This is a genomic window from Falsihalocynthiibacter sp. CO-5D18 (assembly GCF_041205445.1).
In the GTDB taxonomy this organism is placed as follows: Bacteria; Pseudomonadota; Alphaproteobacteria; order Rhodobacterales; family Rhodobacteraceae; genus Falsihalocynthiibacter; species Falsihalocynthiibacter arcticus.
In genome coordinates, this window is record NZ_JBGFCF010000024.1 from 1 (window position 1) to 15,108 (window position 15,108).

The window sequence follows — 15,108 nt, forward strand, 5'->3', positions numbered from 1 at the left end:
CTCAAAAGATACATAGCACGAGAAGTCTTCAACATCATTGCGCGACGCCACAAACAGATTAATCAGGCTCAGATTGCCGCTTGACACTTAGAAGGGCGTCCAGGGCAGCCAATATACAGGCGCGGGCTGGATCACAACTTTGACTGAAGCCAACATAAAGATATCTATGGATGGTCGGGGCCGATATCTGGACAACATCTTTATCGAAAGACTGTGGCGCTCCTTGAAACAGGAGGCCGTTTACTTGCACGAGATCACCGATGGGTTTCAAGCAAAACGGATCATTGATAACTGGATCAGATTCTACAACTCAGAGCGCCCTCACACCGCCCTTGATAAGCGAACACCGGACGTCGCATACTTTGGGCAAGCAGAAACACGAAAAGTGGCATGAACATAAACCAGATGCATCTTAGCTAAGCCGCAAACCTGTCCTAAAACGCAGGACCACTTCAAACATCAACCGACCTCCTAAACCGCTTTTCGTCGTCCAGCGTTGCGATGTATGCCAACGCGACGATGGGGCCGACACCCGGAACAGTCATCAGTCGACGTGCTAGGTCACTTTCGCGTGCCATCATCCTTACTTCTTCGTCCAGCGCATCTCTGGCAATGCAGAGTGTCTTGTGCAGAGGAAGAAACACTTCTGCCAACAGCTCAATCGCTGGATCTGCATCCGTTGCAGCGGCAAGCTGATCACGAAAGCCCCCTCGCAACTTTCCCGTCCCAACCGGCTTCATGCAAATGCCGAACACCTTTAACACGCCACGCACGTGACCTTCGAGATCCTTACGCATGCGGATCAGCCGCTCGCGGGCACCAATGAGAACGCGCACGCGCTCGGATGCTTCGCTGCGAATGTGGACTTGAGTGAACCAGCCAGTACGGGCCAGTTGCGCCAGTCCTTCAGCGTCGCCCTGATCGGATTTGTTAATGCGCCCCGACAACGCTTTGTGCGCCAGACGTGCATCGATGCAAATGATTGGCACCCCACGTTTCTCTAGCTCGCGGGTGAGCCAAATCGCTAGAATGCCGCTCTCATGAACGACCCGCTCTACCTCTGACGCGTGCTTCGAGATAAAGCGCGAGATCAGATCAGGATCTGTTGAGACATCCGTGCGCGCGGCAACAACGCCTTTGTCATCCATAATACAAATCGACGTTTCTTTGACGGATACGTCTAATCCAACATAATATGCCATTGTCGTTCTCCTATGTGGCTGCTTCATTGAGGCCAGTATACTGTACCTCGTTTGCCCAAGGAGAGCGGCACCCACAGACACACCATGTCGTTCGATGCGGCAAACACGAAGGTCCGCAGTGATGCAGGTTTCTCGGACGCCATGCGATGCGTTTGAGTTGAGCGGTGCGTTGCCTGGCGTCGGAGAAGCGCCCAAGCGGGAAATCGCGGGGTTGGTCTGGGTGGATCAGCGGTGTTTATGGGGATTAGAGGGGTGGGCCTGCGTTATATCCGACTGGTCAGAATGCGTTCGCGGGGCTTGTGTGCTCAGCGTCATCACCGGGTTTTCAGGTTTTCCGACGATATACGTTGCTTCCCACAGGTTCCGGCAATTTTTGGGCCACCTTCTTATAAATTTGCACAGGACTGATGTGCCGTGCGCCGTGTAGCTTGCGGTTGAGGGGCCATTTGGCAATGTATCGCGCGCGGATATCATGCGGCGGGCCTCCTGATTGTCGTCGGCCTTACGGACAACGTGGTAAAGACTTTGGTCGTAGCGAGAGGTGCGAACCTGCCCGCCATTCTCGCATTTCTGGGGGCCATCGGTGGTTTGATTACCTGGGGAATTGTGGGCCTTTTTCTCGGACCTGTGATCGTCGCTGTTTGCTATCAGACTATTCTATCTTGGTTGCGGTCTGATCTTGCCGTTGCGGACAAAGAACCCAAACCTTTTGATTGAGCGATTGAGAAATTGCTTTCATTGGAATTCGCCGATCTACTCGGGTTGGCATCAATTCGAATAGCTTTAATAGCTTTTTATTCGTGGATCTGCGACCCCATCTGCCGTTTTCCACGGCGCCTCTTTGACATGCAAAGAGGCTATAAAACTGTCTGCGATTGTAATGTTTCCGATACGGTCGGCCTGAAACGCGGCTTGGCTATCCGTTTTAAAGCTGAGCGGAGACTTTAACGTATCTTCGGGAATGTCCACGCTGTCATTCATTGCAAATCCGATAATCAGCGTAATTATAGTTTTTCCCATTTCGTACCTCATTTTTTTATTTTTGGATTACTCACGCATGTGTCAAAAAACATCGGCACGCGAGAACCAAACGCGCCATCGCAAAGATAAAATGAATGCAAATACACTTGTCTGGCGACGGTAAACGATGCGGTTTCACAGCATCATATTTCACAGCATCATATTTCCCAGCATCTCTCCGATACCAATCATAGAATTGGTATCGGATTTTGCATTTAGCGCCCCGAACGTTATCGGTTCGCAGCCCAGCAAGCCTCATAACCCTGCCGGAAATAGGGTTCAAAGCGGGTGTCATATTGGTCAGAATACCGTTCATAGACGCTGCTCATGCTCGCCTTGGCATCACTCGTACCTGCAACACAGCCATCGTCAAAATAGGCTTGCTCATTGGAGCCAGGCGTCAGACCACTGGAGGGTGGAGCGCTTGTGGATCCCGTGTCTTCTACGCATCCAGCGAGTGATGCAGCTGCCAAGATTGCTGTTACCAGCACAATTCGCTTATTCATTGGTGTTTTCCTTTATTCTAGATCGTCATTCACACCGCCAGCCCTATGGCAGGCTTTAGTGCTCCTTCAATGTCGTGACCCGGGGATCCCACATCCTTGATCCTGCATTCCCCAAAGGGCCTGCCACTAGGGGTCAGTTTTAAACGCTTTTGCCGCCAAATCAAGTATTTTTGTAACTACCCAGCATGTTGATTTGAGGGATGTGATTGACTAGGTGGCACTATTCTGACTCAAGGAGTATATGGCTCAAGGTTTAAAGTTCCCGCTTCTTTCCTTTTCTGATACTGCTGGCCGCGCGGCCTATTTTGAGGCTGCTTATTTGAAGCAGCGCGAAGTGATTACGGCGCTTGAGCAACGGATCGACGCGCTGGAGCGGCAAGTGGCTCTGAACAGTAAGACCAGCAGCCACCCACCTTCAAGTGACGGTTTGAAGAAGCCCCCTGCAGAGAAGCGGACGCAAAGCTTGAGGGGGAAATCCGACCGCAAAACCGGCGGCCAGCCGGGCCATAAAGGGGAGACGCTGCGACAGTCGGCGACGCCGGACCATGTCATCAACCACTATCCAGAGATTTGTGACGCGTGCGGCGCGTCAGGTGGTTGATTTGCCCGCGCCACCGCCGCCGGAGGTAACCGAGCACCGGGCACATCTGTGTCGGTGCGGTCAGTGTGATGCTGTCACGCGTGGGGTCTTCCCTGAGGGTGTTTTGGGGCCCGTTCAATACGGCCCTCGGATCGCCGGTATTGCCAGCTACCTGCAGACGTATCATTGCATCCCAGAGGAACGGCTCGCCCTTGTGTTGTCTGATCTGTTTGGACTCTCGGCCGTTCCAGCCACCTTGGCCCGGCTTATCGGGCGCGCAGCTGATCGCCTACAGCCCTTCGCAAAGGCCATATGTGATGGGCTGAGTGGGCCGCAAGTGACCGTCAAACATCTGGATGAGACCGGCTTGCGAGTGGCGGGGAAAACTCAGTAGCTACATGTGATCTGCTCGCCGCTCCTGAGCCACTTCCGGGTCTCGTCCCGCAGGGGGGATCTTCTGACGGGGGTCTCTGGTCTTGTCGTACACGATCACTGGGGCCCGTATTTCACGATGGAAGGTGTCCAACATGCTTTGTGCAATGCCCATCATCTTCGCGAACTCCAGGCGCTGATCGTGATTGAGAAAGAGCCGTGGGCTACCGATATGAAAGCCTTTTTGTATGAGGCTAAAACCCTGGCAGACACCCGAACCGATGATCTCACAGTAGACGCTGACGTCGTGGGTGAGCTCCTGCAGCGCTACGATGAAATACTCACCCAGGCGGTGAGTTTCCATGAAGCTCAGCCGCCTCTGCAACCCAACTCTGATGCCAAAAAGCGCCGAGGTCGCCCCAAACGCAGAACCGGCCACAACCTTGCGCTGCGCCTGCAAAAGCGCAAAACTGAGGTCGTCCGCTTTCTGAGCGAACCAAACGTGCCCTTCACCAACAATGAGGCTGAACGGGATTTGCGCATGGGCAAAGTCAGGCAAAAAGTATCAGGTTGTTTCCGCGTCGTGAGGGGGGCAGAGATTTTCTGCACATTACGCACTGTGACATGTACCGCGCGCAAGCAGGGTTGGTCTATCATAGAAACCCTGATGAAACCGTCAGATCAGTTGATCGAACGACTGCGCTCCGGCTGAATACCTGAATTCGGGCACGAAAGAATAGGAGCAGTTCTGGGTGGTATTGATACAAACGCGGGTTCTGAGTCAGATTTCCAAGTGTCCTTGAACGATAGAGTGCTGTTTGACTGGCAGTTCTTTGCGGGACAGTATGCAGCAGCCACCATCGATGCGCACCTCGCCGCAATACGCGAATTTGAGGAATTTACCGGCGGCGCCGGCTTCAGAACACTCACAATCAAATCCGTGGATGCGTATCGGCAGCATCTTTCCGAGCGCGCAAATCTACACCACGGGGAGGACGCTTTGAGCCGCTCTTCCGTGCGCCATAAAGCCTCCCACGTGAAGGCGTTTTTAGCATGGCTCCTTAACCAAAGCGGCTATCGCCGGCTGCCACGTGATTTGGCGGATTATTTGACGTTAAGCCGCGCGCTTAACGCGCAGACCTTGGCCCCGCAGCCCAAGGGCCATCCGACCATGGAGGCCGCCATAGAGATGGCGCTCGGCATGCCTGCATCCTCTCTACAAGAGAGGCGCGATCAAGCCATTGTCGCTATGGCATTTGTCACAGGACTGCGCGCCGGTGCGTTGAGCACCCTGCGCCTAGAGCACATCGATTGTACGGAACGCACCGCTACTCAGGACGGTACGCTCATGCGCGCCAAAAACGGTAAGAACTATGTGGCCGATTGGTTTGCCACAACGGAACCCCTGCAGGGGATCGTGGTTGCATGGATAGAGGAGCTGACGCAGCTTGGATTTGAGGCGAAGGACGCGGTGTTCCCAGCCGTTCGGGAACTTACAGCGCAGGAGCCAAGCCTCACGTCGAGCCGTCGAGCCGTCCCAACCCTGAAATCTGAGGGCGCAATCACCAAGGCATTTGCCGTGGCAAGTCAAGTTGCGGGTACTTCCTATACCCCCCATTGCGCACGCCACACGTTAACGGCGCTAGGGAACAGGCTCTGCACCAATCGCGTGGAGGAAAAAGCATGGTCCAAAAACCTTGGCCACGCGAACGTACAAACAACAGAGAGTAACTATGCGAAACTGACCGATGACGAGAAACAAAGCGTGCTGCGAACAATTGGTCAGGGATCAAGCATGACATCTGACGACAAGGATCTCTGCCTCGACTACCACGAACACAGGCTCTCTCCCGGCACGCCCGAGTTCCTCAGGGCGAAGGACTTGATCGCCGAGAGGGCCCGGAAAAGGGAGGGGTGAAACGTAGCGAAAACAGACACGTTCACTTATTATGATAGGAAGCAGCGTCTGACGTCAGCGCCTACGGGCCCAAATAGCGCGCCAAGCCGACATTCGCTGCGTTTGTATCCATGGGCAAACGTGGTGTCGACACGAACGGCCCATTGCTGCCGTTCACGACCACCTCAAGATGCTGCGGTGCGGCCCGTCATTGCGGACTTTCGCCGCAACCGCGAAATCGAGCGATGTCTGAATTCACACTGTGCGGACTAAGCGGCCGTTGGATCTTCATTTCAATGCAGCGACAACAAAGAAATAACGACCCGAGGAAGGTTCACATCGAAACACCTATAATGCGATCACGGGATAGAAACAGAGGCCACAAAAGATGGTCGTTTCAATAACTCAGTCGAAGTCTGCGGCTTGGTGTCGGGGATGTGTAGGGACCGTAAATATTTCTGGAAGCCATTCACTTCGAAAGCCATTTGGCCGCCCGTTTATTCGCCCATGGCAGGACATAGGTCAGCACAGTCGCCATGCACAGGACGATCAGGATGCCGCGAAGGGGTTGGCCCACGAAAGCGATTTGCGGTGCGATCACTGTGTTCAGCAAGGTGACCAGCGGATAGACGACGGCAAAGGCAAGGGCGATCTGCTTCCATTTCCGCGGCGGATGTGCCGCCGCGGAAGGAAAAGCGCCCGAAGGTTCGGGCGCGGACATCAGCGCAAGTTACCTTTTGCATAGGCTTCGAACACGCCCTCTTTGCCCATCGCCTCAAAGAAGGCGCCCGATGCTGGGCTCTTGTAGTCACCTAGCATCGAGGTGATCATCGACGTCACAACCATCTGGTCGATCCCCGCATTGTTCAGCAGCGTCAGACTGGTCTGTGCACCAAGTTTCGTCGTTGCTGCAGAGATATCGACTAGGGCCACCACGTTGAATCCTTCATCTTTCGCTGATAGCGCGGGTGGCACTAGGCAAACATCCGTAGTCACGCCTCCGATTAGGAGGTTTTTCTTGCCGGGCGCTCGCACAGCATCGGCCAAAGCGGGATCGTCCCAGGCATTGATGACGCCTTGGCGTTGGATGCGGGCGGCATATTCCTCGGGCATGATGTCTTCCAGCTCAGGGAACAGCGGCCCCTGATCCTCGGTCTCTAAGCTCGAAGTCAGCACTATCGACATCCCAGCCGACTTTGCAAAGCGAGCGATGGTGAGGGTCCACATCTTCAGTTGGTTGCGTTCCTCTTCGGAAGCAAGCTCACCGGCCCAGCCGATGGTGCCGACCTGATGGTCAACAAGGAGGAGGACAGTATTTTCAGTAGTCAGGGCGCGATGGCCGTTTTCAGGGCGCATTTTGGTCTCCATTGGTTGGGTTTGTGTCTGGGCGGCGGTGGGTCCGGCAAGGCCGGTCAGCGCAGTGGCGGCGGCGACGGCGGCAGTGCCCGCCAGAAAGCCGCGTCTGCCGAGTGTCAGTTGAGTGTCCTGCATGGTCTGGTTCTTCCTTTCATGCCGTTCAAGGCCATGACAGGAACGTAGATTGCGCCACGGGTGAATGTAAGCTATCGTTTTGTCTTACAGTATGCCATTGACGGGATAATAAGTTGGACGACATGCGCGACATTGCCCACTTTGTCGAAGTGGCCCGGACCCGAAACTTCAGTCAGGCTGCGGCCCGGTTGGGCATGCCCGCATCAACCCTTTCGCGGCGGATTGCTGAACTTGAGGCGGGGCTTGGCACCCAGCTTCTGGTCCGCACGACGCGACGGGTTGACCTCACCGAAGCGGGGGCCCTGTTCCTGTCACGCTGCGAGGAAATCGTGGAGGTGGCACGTGGCGCGCGGGCAGAGCTTTCCGAGTTGACCCGACGCCCGCGCGGAACCCTGCGCATCTCGGTGACACCGGATTTTGCGACGACCTTTCTGGCGCCTGTCATCGTGGAGTTTTACGAGCGCCACCCCGAGATCGATCTTCATCTGGACCTCAATCCGCGCCGCGCAGATATATTGTCCGAGGGCGTGGATGTGGCGATCCGCATCGGTATGCCCCGCGAACCCTATCTTTATGCGCGCAAACTGATCACGGCCCGCCGCGGGCTTTATGCCAGCCCGGCATATCTGGCAGCGGCTGGGACACCCCTGACGCCTCTGGATCTGGCTGTACATCGATGCCTCAGCGTGTCGTCCGGCGAGCCCCTGCCTTGGGTCTTGCATCGTGGCGATGAAACGGAGGAAATCTCCGTGCATGGCCCTGTGCAAGCCAATGCGCCCGGAATTGTCCTGCGGCTTGCCGCTGCCGGGCTGGGGATCGCGGCGGCAGACGAGGTGATGGCCTCGCCGTATCTTGCGCAGGGCGATCTGGTTGCCGTCCTGCCCGACTGGTCGATCAGGCCGGTTCCCATCTATGCCGTCACCGCGACAAAGGTGCATACGGTCAAGACACGCATCTTTCTGGATTTCGTGCAGAAATCTCTGAAGGTGTTCGGCGCGGCCGAGTGACCCCGTTCAAACCTTACTTCGGCAGATTGGGCCTGATCTGCCGAATGCGCGTCTGCGCAGCGGCTAGAGAGGCCGCATTGGTGTGGACCGAGCTTGGCCCCAAGACCAGCGGATAGGGATGCGGGGCAGCTGTCCCGATCAGCACTTCGGCCGGTTGATCCGTCGTTTCAACGACGATATCGCCCTTGTCGCCGAGAACCATCAGCGACGCACCTCCCGCCTCACCCTGCACATTGGCTGCACCCGAAAATACAAAGGCAAAGGCTGTGCTATGCGCCTCAGGTGGCGTGAAGGACCAGCGAGACCCGGGCGACAGGGTTACAACCAGATAGGTCATGTCCTGTTGCGACGTAATCGGGCTTGCCACGCGCCCCGCTTCTTTGCCGATCTCGCCCAGCAGCACGCGCAGGGTGCCGCCGGGAATTGGGGTCTGGGCCACGTCCGCAGGCGGGATATACTGGCCAGAGGACGGACCATCCTCGACGCCCGGTGGCATGGCGACCCAAAGCTGAAAGCCGGTCACCCGGCCCGAACCCATCAGGCTGCCCTGATGCCAGGCCCCGCCGCCTGCGTTCATCCATTCCAGTCCGCCCGCCTTCAGGATGCCGTTCTGCCCGGTGGTGTCCGAATAGCGGACATCGGTTCCGGGTTGCCAGGTCAGCGTTGCGATCCCGGAATGGGGATGCATGCCGAATCCGAAGCCGGGTTCGATCTCGGCATTGAAGAAATCGAGGAAGATGAAAGGTTTCAGCCTTTCGCCCAGATCGTCGGGGCTGATCAGGCGGTTGATCGGCCCGTGCTGATGGCCACGTGCACGGGCGACGATGGGGCGTAGCTTGGTCATGGATCTCACTCCGCCTCGAAGCCAGCAGCGACATGGCTGCCGTCGCAATAGGGCTTGTTCTTCGACTGGCCGCAGCGGCAAAGCGCCGTCTTGGTCACCTTGTCGGTCGTGCGTCCAGTGCCCGAGACCACCTCCAGATTGCCGGTCACCAGCAGCGGACCATTCGGCAGAGGCTGGACGTTGAGCGGGCCATTGCGAACCTCAAGGGCGGTGAAATCCTTGGCTGCGGGCTCGCCTGTGGCGGCGAAACCTGCGGCAGCGTGGGCACCGTCACAAAACGGCTTGTTCTGCGACTGGCCGCAACGGCACAGGGTGGCGCGCGGGGTGGCCTGCGCCTGACCCCGGATCGACAGGTCCGCCTCGATGGCGAGGGGGCCGTTTTCGCGCACCCGCACCGTATTGACGACCGGTGGCGCATCGGAATGGGCTGTGCCGTCATTGCGCGCGACTCGGATCGCGCCCGACGGGCAGTTCAGCGCCGTCAGCATCACCGTGTCCGCGCTTGCAGCATCAGGGTGGATCCATTCGCCCTGAACATTCGGCACATAGATCTCGGGGTGGCCAAGCACGCATCCGCGCGAGTGGATACAGCGGCTGGCGTCGAAGCGAATGGTGACATCGCGGCCTTTGACAACTTCTTCAGTCATGGGATTTCTCCTGGCTTGGGGTTTGGCTGAGGATGGGCAGAATGTGGCCCGCAAGGCGTTCGCCGGAATGCACGGCAAGGCCAGCCAGATGGATCACGAACCGGTGCGCCGCGCGTCCAGTGACAGACCACCTGCACCGGTACCGGTCACCATCAGCAAGCCCCCGGCAATGGCGACATTCTTCAGAAAGCTGGTGATTTCGGCCTGTGCGGCCATGCCTTCAAGGCCACCTGCAGGGATCAGGTGAAACAGGATGCCGGACAAAAGGCTGAAACCCGCCAACAGAAACGCGGCGATCCGCGCCTGCCAGCCGACAAGAAGCGCGATGCCGCAGGCGACCTCAGTCAGGATCACGACTGGAAGAAGCCCAGTTGGCACGCCCATCGCCTGCATATATTGCGCGGCACCAGCATATCCTGCGATTTTGCCCAGACCGGAAATGATGAAGATGAGGGAAAGAAGGAACCGCCCTAGGGGCGCAGCGTAGTTCAGAACAGATGGCATTTGGCCTCTCCGGTGTGTTGCCCGGATACCCGAGATCACCACGAACCTATCTGGAACTCCGGCACGCTATCCAGTGGGTTAATTGGGCGACACTATTCCAAATATGGCACAATATGGCGATGGACGGGGCCGATCAAGCTTTTGCTACAATCTAAGTCATTTGGTGCCGAACTGTATGTGTGCAGCGAAGCATTATGCAGTATGGGCTCGGAGCTGCCTTTAGATCGATTGCAGCATTCTTGGTTTCGACCTCTCAATGAATGGCAGCTTTCGCTGGATCGCCCTTGAGACCGCGCGCCTGCAGCGAAGGGCCGCTTCCCGTCCTTAGTGACGAATGCTGCGTTTGCATAAAAATTCCGAAACAACTCTTAGTGCAGTTGTCGCGAACGGCCCTTAGCGGACCTTGGTAGCCTTTGCGGCGAACGACGGCTTCGAGTTCAAAATGACCGCCGCTGCAAAATGCACCAACGTAAAAAAGACTATTAGGAGCAGTGATTCAAAATCGATTTTTGCGGCTTTAGCCAACTACCCTAGTTTTTGGATCCAGCCGAGCGTTCCATTGGTCGGGCCAACCGGTTTGTACTCAGCCCCGAGAGGCCCTGTGAACCCGAGCGACGCGATCGCCTCAAATATATAGCCGTAGTTCACTTCGCCATGATCGGGCGTGCCCCTGTCGGGAATTGACGCGAACTGAATGTGTCCAACAATAGGTAGCAAGTCCTGCAGCCGGTGTGTCAGGTCGCCTTCGGTCAGTTGGACATGGTAGCAATCGAACATCAATTTGAGGTTTGGTGCCGCCAGCTCTTGAATGATGGCCTTCGCCTGTTCCGTTGTCTTGAGGAAATATCCCGGTGCATCGTAGCCGTTAAGCGGCTCGATCAGGATCGTGACATCATGCGCGTCGGCAAGTTTTGTTGCGTAGCGTAGGTTGGCCACAAATGTGTCATGGGCGGTTTGCCCTTCACTAAACCCTGCCATGACATGGATATTGGCAGCTTTGATCGCGACAGCATAAGCAAGTGCTTCGTCAATGGCGGCGCGGGCCTCGTTTACGCGGTCAGGCAGGGCAGACAGACCATTGTCGCCTTGGTCAGGATTGCCGCGTCGCGTGTTTAGTCCCAGCATTTTCAAGCTCGTTGCTTGCAATGCAGACAACACGTCGCCTGCGGGGACATCATAAGGCCAATGGCATTCAACCGCGTCGAAACCGGCGGCCTTGGCCGCATGAATTGCGTCAGGCAGGGCCAAATCCGACCACAGAAAACCAAGGTTTGCTGAGAATTTTGTCAATCGTCCCACTCCACATCAAAACGTGTCACCACCTCGTTGACTTGCGCAGGCGTCAGGCCAATTGGGTGCATCCCGCGGGTCATCATTGCCAGACGCGCTGTATCTTCGAGTTCTTCGATCGCATTGCAGGCGGCCTCAACGTCTTTGGCCGCAACAACTGGCCCATGATTGGCAAGCATCACCGCGCTGCGTTTTCCCGCCAAACCGCGGACGGCTTGCCCCATGGCCGGATCGCCCGGCAAGAAAAAAGGGAGTAGTTGCACCTTGCCCAGCTTAATGATCCCGTATGGCGTGAGCGGGGGCAGAAAGTTGTCCGGGTCTGCATCTGGCATCATCGATAGTGCGACCGAATGACAAGAGTGCAGATGCACCACAGCACCGGCTGTGCTGCGGGTGTCATAAAATGCGGTGTGAAGGGGCATTTCCTTTGTTGGCAGATCGCCATCGATAAAGTGGCCTGAGCGGTCGAAATGCGACAGCCGTGTAGGGTCCAGCCGGCCGAAACTTGCTCCGGTCGGCGACACAAGAAGGCCACCATCCGCGGTTCGGGCAGAGATATTGCCGGTCGAACCGCCCGTCAGCCCTCTATCGAACATCGATTTGGCCAGTAGGCATATCTGTTCGCGCAAGACTGTGTCAGGCATCGGCGCCTCCCAAGATCTTTGCCGCTTTGGCAAAGTAATCATCAGCGCCGAAATTTCCGGACTTCAGCGCGATGACTAAGGCATCGCCTCCCCGCAAAGCCGGGACGCCGGGATCAATCTCTGGCCCGATCTCAAGCGTTTTCAGCTGCAAGCCTTCGACGATGGCGCCGGATGTTTCACCTCCCGCGGTCAGGATTTTTCCAACACCGGCAGCAACCAGTTGCCGAGCGAGAGTTGCAAAGAATCCTTCGAGTTCAGTGGAACTTCTTTCGCGGCCAAATTGCGCCTGCACGGCGGTGACAGCTTGAGGATCAGCGGAACTATATGCCAGCGGCACACCTTCAGCTTGCAAAAGCCAGTCTGTGACGGTTTGCGGCACAAGGGCGCCAGTGATTACAGCGCATGCGTCAATCTCGAACGCGGGGTTGGTTTGGCGATGCAACGCAATTTGACGCCGTGTGGCAGTAGAACATGATCCTGACAGGGCCACACACATACCTGGCTGCCCGCGCCAAGACGCACCTGTTTGCGAAATCTGGCCGCGCCGCGCGAAGTTATCCGGCAGGCCAAGCGCCACCCCAGAACCACCGGTGATTAGCGGCAATTGCTCAGCCGCCTTACCAATTTCAATCAGGTCGGCATCGCGCAAGGCATCCACGACAATCAGACGTTTGCCCGCGGCATGTTCGGCTTCAAGCGCAGTCTTGATCGCCTCCGCACCGTCCAAGACATGCAGCGCTGCGACATGCCCGACGCGGTGTTTTGTCTGAGGTGCAAGCCAGCGCCGGATGTCGGGGTCGGTCATTGGCGTCAGTGGATGGTTTTGCATCCCGCTTTCATTGAGCAAGACATCATTTACGAATAAATGGCCATTGTAGAGAGACCTGCCAGTACCCGGAAACGCAGGGCATACAATGACCTTATGTGCCCCCAGCGCATCAGCAAGCGCATCAGAAACTGGTCCAATGTTGCCTTGTGGCGTCGAGTCGAAGGTAGAGCAGTACTTGAAAAAGAATTGTGTGCACCCTTGTGCCTGAAGCCACTTCAGCGCCTCAAGTGACTGGCGAACGGCCTCTTCGGGTTCAATCGACCGCGACTTGAGCGCGACAACGCCTGCCTCGACGTGATCGGCGGCGGGGCCGTCCGGAACGCCTACATATTGAACGCAAGTCATTCCCTTTTTGGATAGGGTGTTGGCTAAATCCGACGACCCAGTAAAATCGTCACCAATGCAGCCCAATAGCATTATGCGTCCCCCGGCAAAACCAGCCCTGCGTTGCGGGCATAGACTTTGGCGACGGCGGCATCGTCCTCCGCCCCGAGGCCTGATCCCGCCGCCGCGAGGAACTGTTGCATCGCAGCGGCAGTCAAGGGTGCGCCAAAACCCGCGGATTTTGCGACATCGAGAACGATGCCAAGATCCTTGGGCCAGATATTCACAGAGGAATGCGGCGTATAGTCCCCATCGACGATATGGGGCGCACGATTTTCCAGCATCCAGGATGTGCCCGCACATTTGCTGATGACCTCGACAAATGTTTGCGGGGATATACCCTGCGTCATGCCAAAGGTTAGCGCTTCTGCCATTGCGGCAATATGCACACCTGCAAGCAATTGGTTTACGGCCTTCATCGCGGAACCGGGGCCCGCCGCATCGCCAAGTCTGAAGACAGTAGCAGCCGTTGCATCAAGAATTGGATCAGCCGCCTTGAATGCCGCAGCGGTACCCGCCGCCATGATACTCAGCACGCCGTCTGCCGCCTTTTTAGCGCCTCCGGAAATTGGCGCGTCCAAATAAAGCAGCCCCAGATCCGTGCATTTTTCTTCCATCTTGCGCGCAAAGTCGGGTGCTACTGTAGCACATGCAACCACGACCGCACCCGGTTTGAGCGATGCGGCAATCCCTTGCGTTCCGAACAGTACGTCCTCGGTTTGCGCTGCATTCAAAACGACGATGACCACCGCGTCGAGCGTACCTGCGATCGCATCCAAAGCGCCTTCGGACCCGCCTGCCTGCTGGAACGCTGCAACCTGTTTCGGGCTCAGATCAAAGCCATAGGTATGTTGTCCAGAACGCAGCATGGATTTTGCCATCCCAAAGCCCATGGAACCTAGTCCTATTACTGCGATTTGCATGGCCATCATATGGTTCCTTTTTGGGGTTTGGTTGAGGCGAGGTAGGCGTGAGCAGCATCTGTCCGGTGCGATCTGACGCGCCAGACGGTGTCTGAGGATGTGATGAACATGTCAGTCCCGGATGTCCCACCAAAGCACAGGTTGGACGTCTGTGCGGGCAGTCGGATCTTACCCAGACAATTGCCAGCATGATCGAGGCAATGGATGCCATCCATCGCGCTGGTCCAGACAAGACCGCCATGATCTATGCGCAGGCCATCGGGAACGCCCGGCGAAATCTCGGCGAAGACCCGTCCATTGAATAGGGTCGTTCCAGTCACATCGAACACGCGGATGTGGTGTGGCAGCTCGTAGTCGATACCGGGAAAACTCGCGCCGCGGATAGCGCCGGAATCGGCCACATAAAGCTGCGTTTCATCGGGTGAGAATGCCAGCCCGTTAGGCTTGTCAAAGTCGGTGGCTACGGCTGTCAACGTCCCGTCGGGATCCGCGCAGAATACATAGTTTCCTCCGATTTCACTCTCGGCAGGATAACCTTCGATATCCGAGTTGATCCCGTAGGGCGGGTCTGTGAACCAGACCGACCCGTCAGAACGCACGACAACATCGTTGGGAGAATTCAGCCGCTTGCCCTCATAACTGCCGGCGATCACCTCTATTGCTGCGGCGTCCTCAGGGGCGTGCCGACGGATGACCCGCCGCCCGCCATGTTCGCACGACACCATACGTCCTTGCATGTCGCGGGTATTCCCGTTCGCAAACTCGCTGTTGGGCAGAGCGGTAGTGACCCCTCGATCTTCGCGCCACATCATCATCCGCTTGGCAGGGATATCGTTGAAATATAAGCGATCTCCCATCCATACGGGGCCTTCTGTCCATGTCATACCTTCCGCGATAAGTTCGGGGGGGTAATTGGTGTCAATCAGGTCCAGGAAAGATGGATCGAAGCTTTCATAAGTGGCATCCAT

General features: G+C 56.8%; 18 protein-coding genes and 1 pseudogene. 6 read left to right on the forward strand and 13 right to left on the reverse strand.

Annotation, left to right across the window (positions count from 1 at the left end; all coding sequences use genetic code 11):
* Positions 1-139: 139 nt before the first annotated feature.
* Entirely contained in the window at positions 140-394 is a 255-nt protein-coding gene (locus AB9F27_RS20520; RefSeq protein ID WP_369758065.1) for an integrase core domain-containing protein, read from the forward strand.
* A gap of 58 nt (positions 395-452) precedes the next feature.
* Here the strand turns inward: AB9F27_RS20520 and AB9F27_RS20525 are convergent, their stop codons facing one another.
* Positions 453-1,202, reverse strand: a complete 750-nt coding sequence (locus AB9F27_RS20525; protein ID WP_369758066.1) for an IS110 family transposase — start codon at positions 1,200-1,202, stop codon at positions 453-455.
* A gap of 486 nt (positions 1,203-1,688) precedes the next feature.
* Here AB9F27_RS20525 and AB9F27_RS20530 point away from each other — a divergent pair, with 486 nt between their 5' ends.
* The gene (locus AB9F27_RS20530) at positions 1,689-1,919 is read left to right on the forward strand and encodes a hypothetical protein (RefSeq protein WP_369758086.1); all 231 of its coding nucleotides are present in this window, start codon (positions 1,689-1,691) and stop codon (positions 1,917-1,919) included.
* A gap of 66 nt (positions 1,920-1,985) precedes the next feature.
* Here the strand turns inward: AB9F27_RS20530 and AB9F27_RS20535 are convergent, their stop codons facing one another.
* Both AB9F27_RS20535 and AB9F27_RS20540 read right to left on the reverse strand, forming a co-directional pair.
* Entirely contained in the window at positions 1,986-2,222 is a 237-nt protein-coding gene (locus AB9F27_RS20535; protein ID WP_369758067.1) for a hypothetical protein, read from the reverse strand.
* Between the two features lie 230 nt (positions 2,223-2,452).
* Positions 2,453-2,728 (reverse strand): hypothetical protein, encoded by a 276-nt coding sequence (locus AB9F27_RS20540; RefSeq protein ID WP_369758068.1) that lies wholly within the window; start codon positions 2,726-2,728, stop codon positions 2,453-2,455.
* Positions 2,729-2,969: 241 nt separating this feature from the next.
* Here AB9F27_RS20540 and AB9F27_RS20545 point away from each other — a divergent pair, with 241 nt between their 5' ends.
* The 3 genes and pseudogenes from AB9F27_RS20545 (at position 2,970) to AB9F27_RS20555 (ending at position 5,598) form a co-directional block, all read left to right on the forward strand.
* Positions 2,970-3,329: a DUF6444 domain-containing protein gene (locus tag AB9F27_RS20545; RefSeq protein WP_369758069.1), complete on the forward strand. Its 360-nt coding sequence runs from the start codon at positions 2,970-2,972 to the stop codon at positions 3,327-3,329.
* Positions 3,274-4,392 (forward strand): annotated as a pseudogene (gene tnpC, locus AB9F27_RS20550) (IS66 family transposase). The gene AB9F27_RS20545 and the pseudogene tnpC overlap by 56 nt, the downstream one beginning before the upstream one ends.
* Positions 4,393-4,491: 99 nt before the next feature.
* A complete protein-coding gene (locus AB9F27_RS20555) occupies positions 4,492-5,598 on the forward strand; it encodes a tyrosine-type recombinase/integrase (protein ID WP_369758070.1) in 1,107 nt (368 codons plus the stop codon).
* Between the two features lie 448 nt (positions 5,599-6,046).
* Here AB9F27_RS20555 and AB9F27_RS20560 read toward each other — a convergent pair whose 3' ends face one another.
* On the reverse strand, positions 6,047-6,298 hold the full coding sequence (locus AB9F27_RS20560) for a hypothetical protein (RefSeq protein WP_335586762.1): 252 nt from the start codon (positions 6,296-6,298) through the stop codon (positions 6,047-6,049).
* Entirely contained in the window at positions 6,298-7,068 is a 771-nt protein-coding gene (locus tag AB9F27_RS20565; RefSeq protein ID WP_335586763.1) for an isochorismatase family protein, read from the reverse strand. The genes AB9F27_RS20560 and AB9F27_RS20565 overlap by 1 nt, the downstream gene beginning before the upstream one ends.
* A gap of 122 nt (positions 7,069-7,190) precedes the next feature.
* On the opposite strand from AB9F27_RS20565, the gene AB9F27_RS20570 reads away from it, so the two are divergent.
* Entirely contained in the window at positions 7,191-8,075 is an 885-nt protein-coding gene (locus AB9F27_RS20570; RefSeq protein WP_369758087.1) for a LysR substrate-binding domain-containing protein, read from the forward strand.
* 13 nt (positions 8,076-8,088) lie between these two features.
* Here the strand turns inward: AB9F27_RS20570 and AB9F27_RS20575 are convergent, their stop codons facing one another.
* From AB9F27_RS20575 to AB9F27_RS20610, 8 genes are all read right to left on the reverse strand, one after another.
* On the reverse strand, positions 8,089-8,919 hold the full coding sequence (locus tag AB9F27_RS20575; protein ID WP_335586764.1) for a pirin family protein: 831 nt from the start codon (positions 8,917-8,919) through the stop codon (positions 8,089-8,091).
* A gap of 5 nt (positions 8,920-8,924) precedes the next feature.
* Positions 8,925-9,566, reverse strand: a complete 642-nt coding sequence (locus tag AB9F27_RS20580; protein WP_335586765.1) for a CDGSH iron-sulfur domain-containing protein — start codon at positions 9,564-9,566, stop codon at positions 8,925-8,927.
* A 93-nt stretch (positions 9,567-9,659) separates the two neighbouring features.
* A complete protein-coding gene (locus AB9F27_RS20585) occupies positions 9,660-10,070 on the reverse strand; it encodes a DoxX family protein (protein ID WP_015496914.1) in 411 nt (136 codons plus the stop codon).
* 525 nt (positions 10,071-10,595) lie between these two features.
* Positions 10,596-11,360 (reverse strand): TIM barrel protein, encoded by a 765-nt coding sequence (locus AB9F27_RS20590; protein ID WP_335586670.1) that lies wholly within the window; start codon positions 11,358-11,360, stop codon positions 10,596-10,598.
* Positions 11,357-12,004 (reverse strand): aldolase, encoded by a 648-nt coding sequence (locus AB9F27_RS20595; protein WP_335586669.1) that lies wholly within the window; start codon positions 12,002-12,004, stop codon positions 11,357-11,359. The genes AB9F27_RS20590 and AB9F27_RS20595 overlap by 4 nt, the downstream gene beginning before the upstream one ends.
* A complete protein-coding gene (gene otnK, locus AB9F27_RS20600) occupies positions 11,997-13,250 on the reverse strand; it encodes a 3-oxo-tetronate kinase (RefSeq protein WP_335586668.1) in 1,254 nt (417 codons plus the stop codon). The genes AB9F27_RS20595 and otnK overlap by 8 nt, the downstream gene beginning before the upstream one ends.
* Complete coding sequence (gene ltnD / locus AB9F27_RS20605) at positions 13,250-14,146, reverse strand: L-threonate dehydrogenase (protein WP_369758071.1); 897 nt, start codon at positions 14,144-14,146, stop codon at positions 13,250-13,252. The genes otnK and ltnD overlap by 1 nt, the downstream gene beginning before the upstream one ends.
* Positions 14,146-15,108 carry an SMP-30/gluconolactonase/LRE family protein gene (locus AB9F27_RS20610; protein WP_335586666.1) on the reverse strand — a complete coding sequence of 321 codons (963 nt, stop codon included), beginning with the start codon at positions 15,106-15,108 and terminating at the stop codon, positions 14,146-14,148. The genes ltnD and AB9F27_RS20610 overlap by 1 nt, the downstream gene beginning before the upstream one ends.

Excerpts from the sequence above, each read along its gene's own strand:
- AB9F27_RS20525 (WP_369758066.1), bottom strand. The coding sequence starts at position 1,202 with ATGGCATATTATGTTGGATTAGACGTATCCGTCAAAGAAACGTCGATT.
- AB9F27_RS20535 (WP_369758067.1), bottom strand. The coding sequence starts at position 2,222 with ATGGGAAAAACTATAATTACGCTGATTATCGGATTTGCAATGAATGAC.
- AB9F27_RS20540 (WP_369758068.1), bottom strand. The coding sequence starts at position 2,728 with ATGAATAAGCGAATTGTGCTGGTAACAGCAATCTTGGCAGCTGCATCA.
- AB9F27_RS20545 (WP_369758069.1), top strand. The coding sequence starts at position 2,970 with ATGGCTCAAGGTTTAAAGTTCCCGCTTCTTTCCTTTTCTGATACTGCT.
- AB9F27_RS20560 (WP_335586762.1), bottom strand. The coding sequence starts at position 6,298 with ATGTCCGCGCCCGAACCTTCGGGCGCTTTTCCTTCCGCGGCGGCACAT.
- AB9F27_RS20565 (WP_335586763.1), bottom strand. The coding sequence starts at position 7,068 with ATGCAGGACACTCAACTGACACTCGGCAGACGCGGCTTTCTGGCGGGC.
- AB9F27_RS20570 (WP_369758087.1), top strand. The coding sequence starts at position 7,191 with ATGCGCGACATTGCCCACTTTGTCGAAGTGGCCCGGACCCGAAACTTC.
- AB9F27_RS20575 (WP_335586764.1), bottom strand. The coding sequence starts at position 8,919 with ATGACCAAGCTACGCCCCATCGTCGCCCGTGCACGTGGCCATCAGCAC.
- AB9F27_RS20580 (WP_335586765.1), bottom strand. The coding sequence starts at position 9,566 with ATGACTGAAGAAGTTGTCAAAGGCCGCGATGTCACCATTCGCTTCGAC.
- AB9F27_RS20585 (WP_015496914.1), bottom strand. The coding sequence starts at position 10,070 with ATGCCATCTGTTCTGAACTACGCTGCGCCCCTAGGGCGGTTCCTTCTT.
- AB9F27_RS20595 (WP_335586669.1), bottom strand. The coding sequence starts at position 12,004 with ATGCCTGACACAGTCTTGCGCGAACAGATATGCCTACTGGCCAAATCG.
- otnK (WP_335586668.1), bottom strand. The coding sequence starts at position 13,250 with ATGCTATTGGGCTGCATTGGTGACGATTTTACTGGGTCGTCGGATTTA.
- ltnD (WP_369758071.1), bottom strand. The coding sequence starts at position 14,146 with ATGGCCATGCAAATCGCAGTAATAGGACTAGGTTCCATGGGCTTTGGG.
- AB9F27_RS20610 (WP_335586666.1), bottom strand. The coding sequence starts at position 15,108 with ATGGATGCCACTTATGAAAGCTTCGATCCATCTTTCCTGGACCTGATT.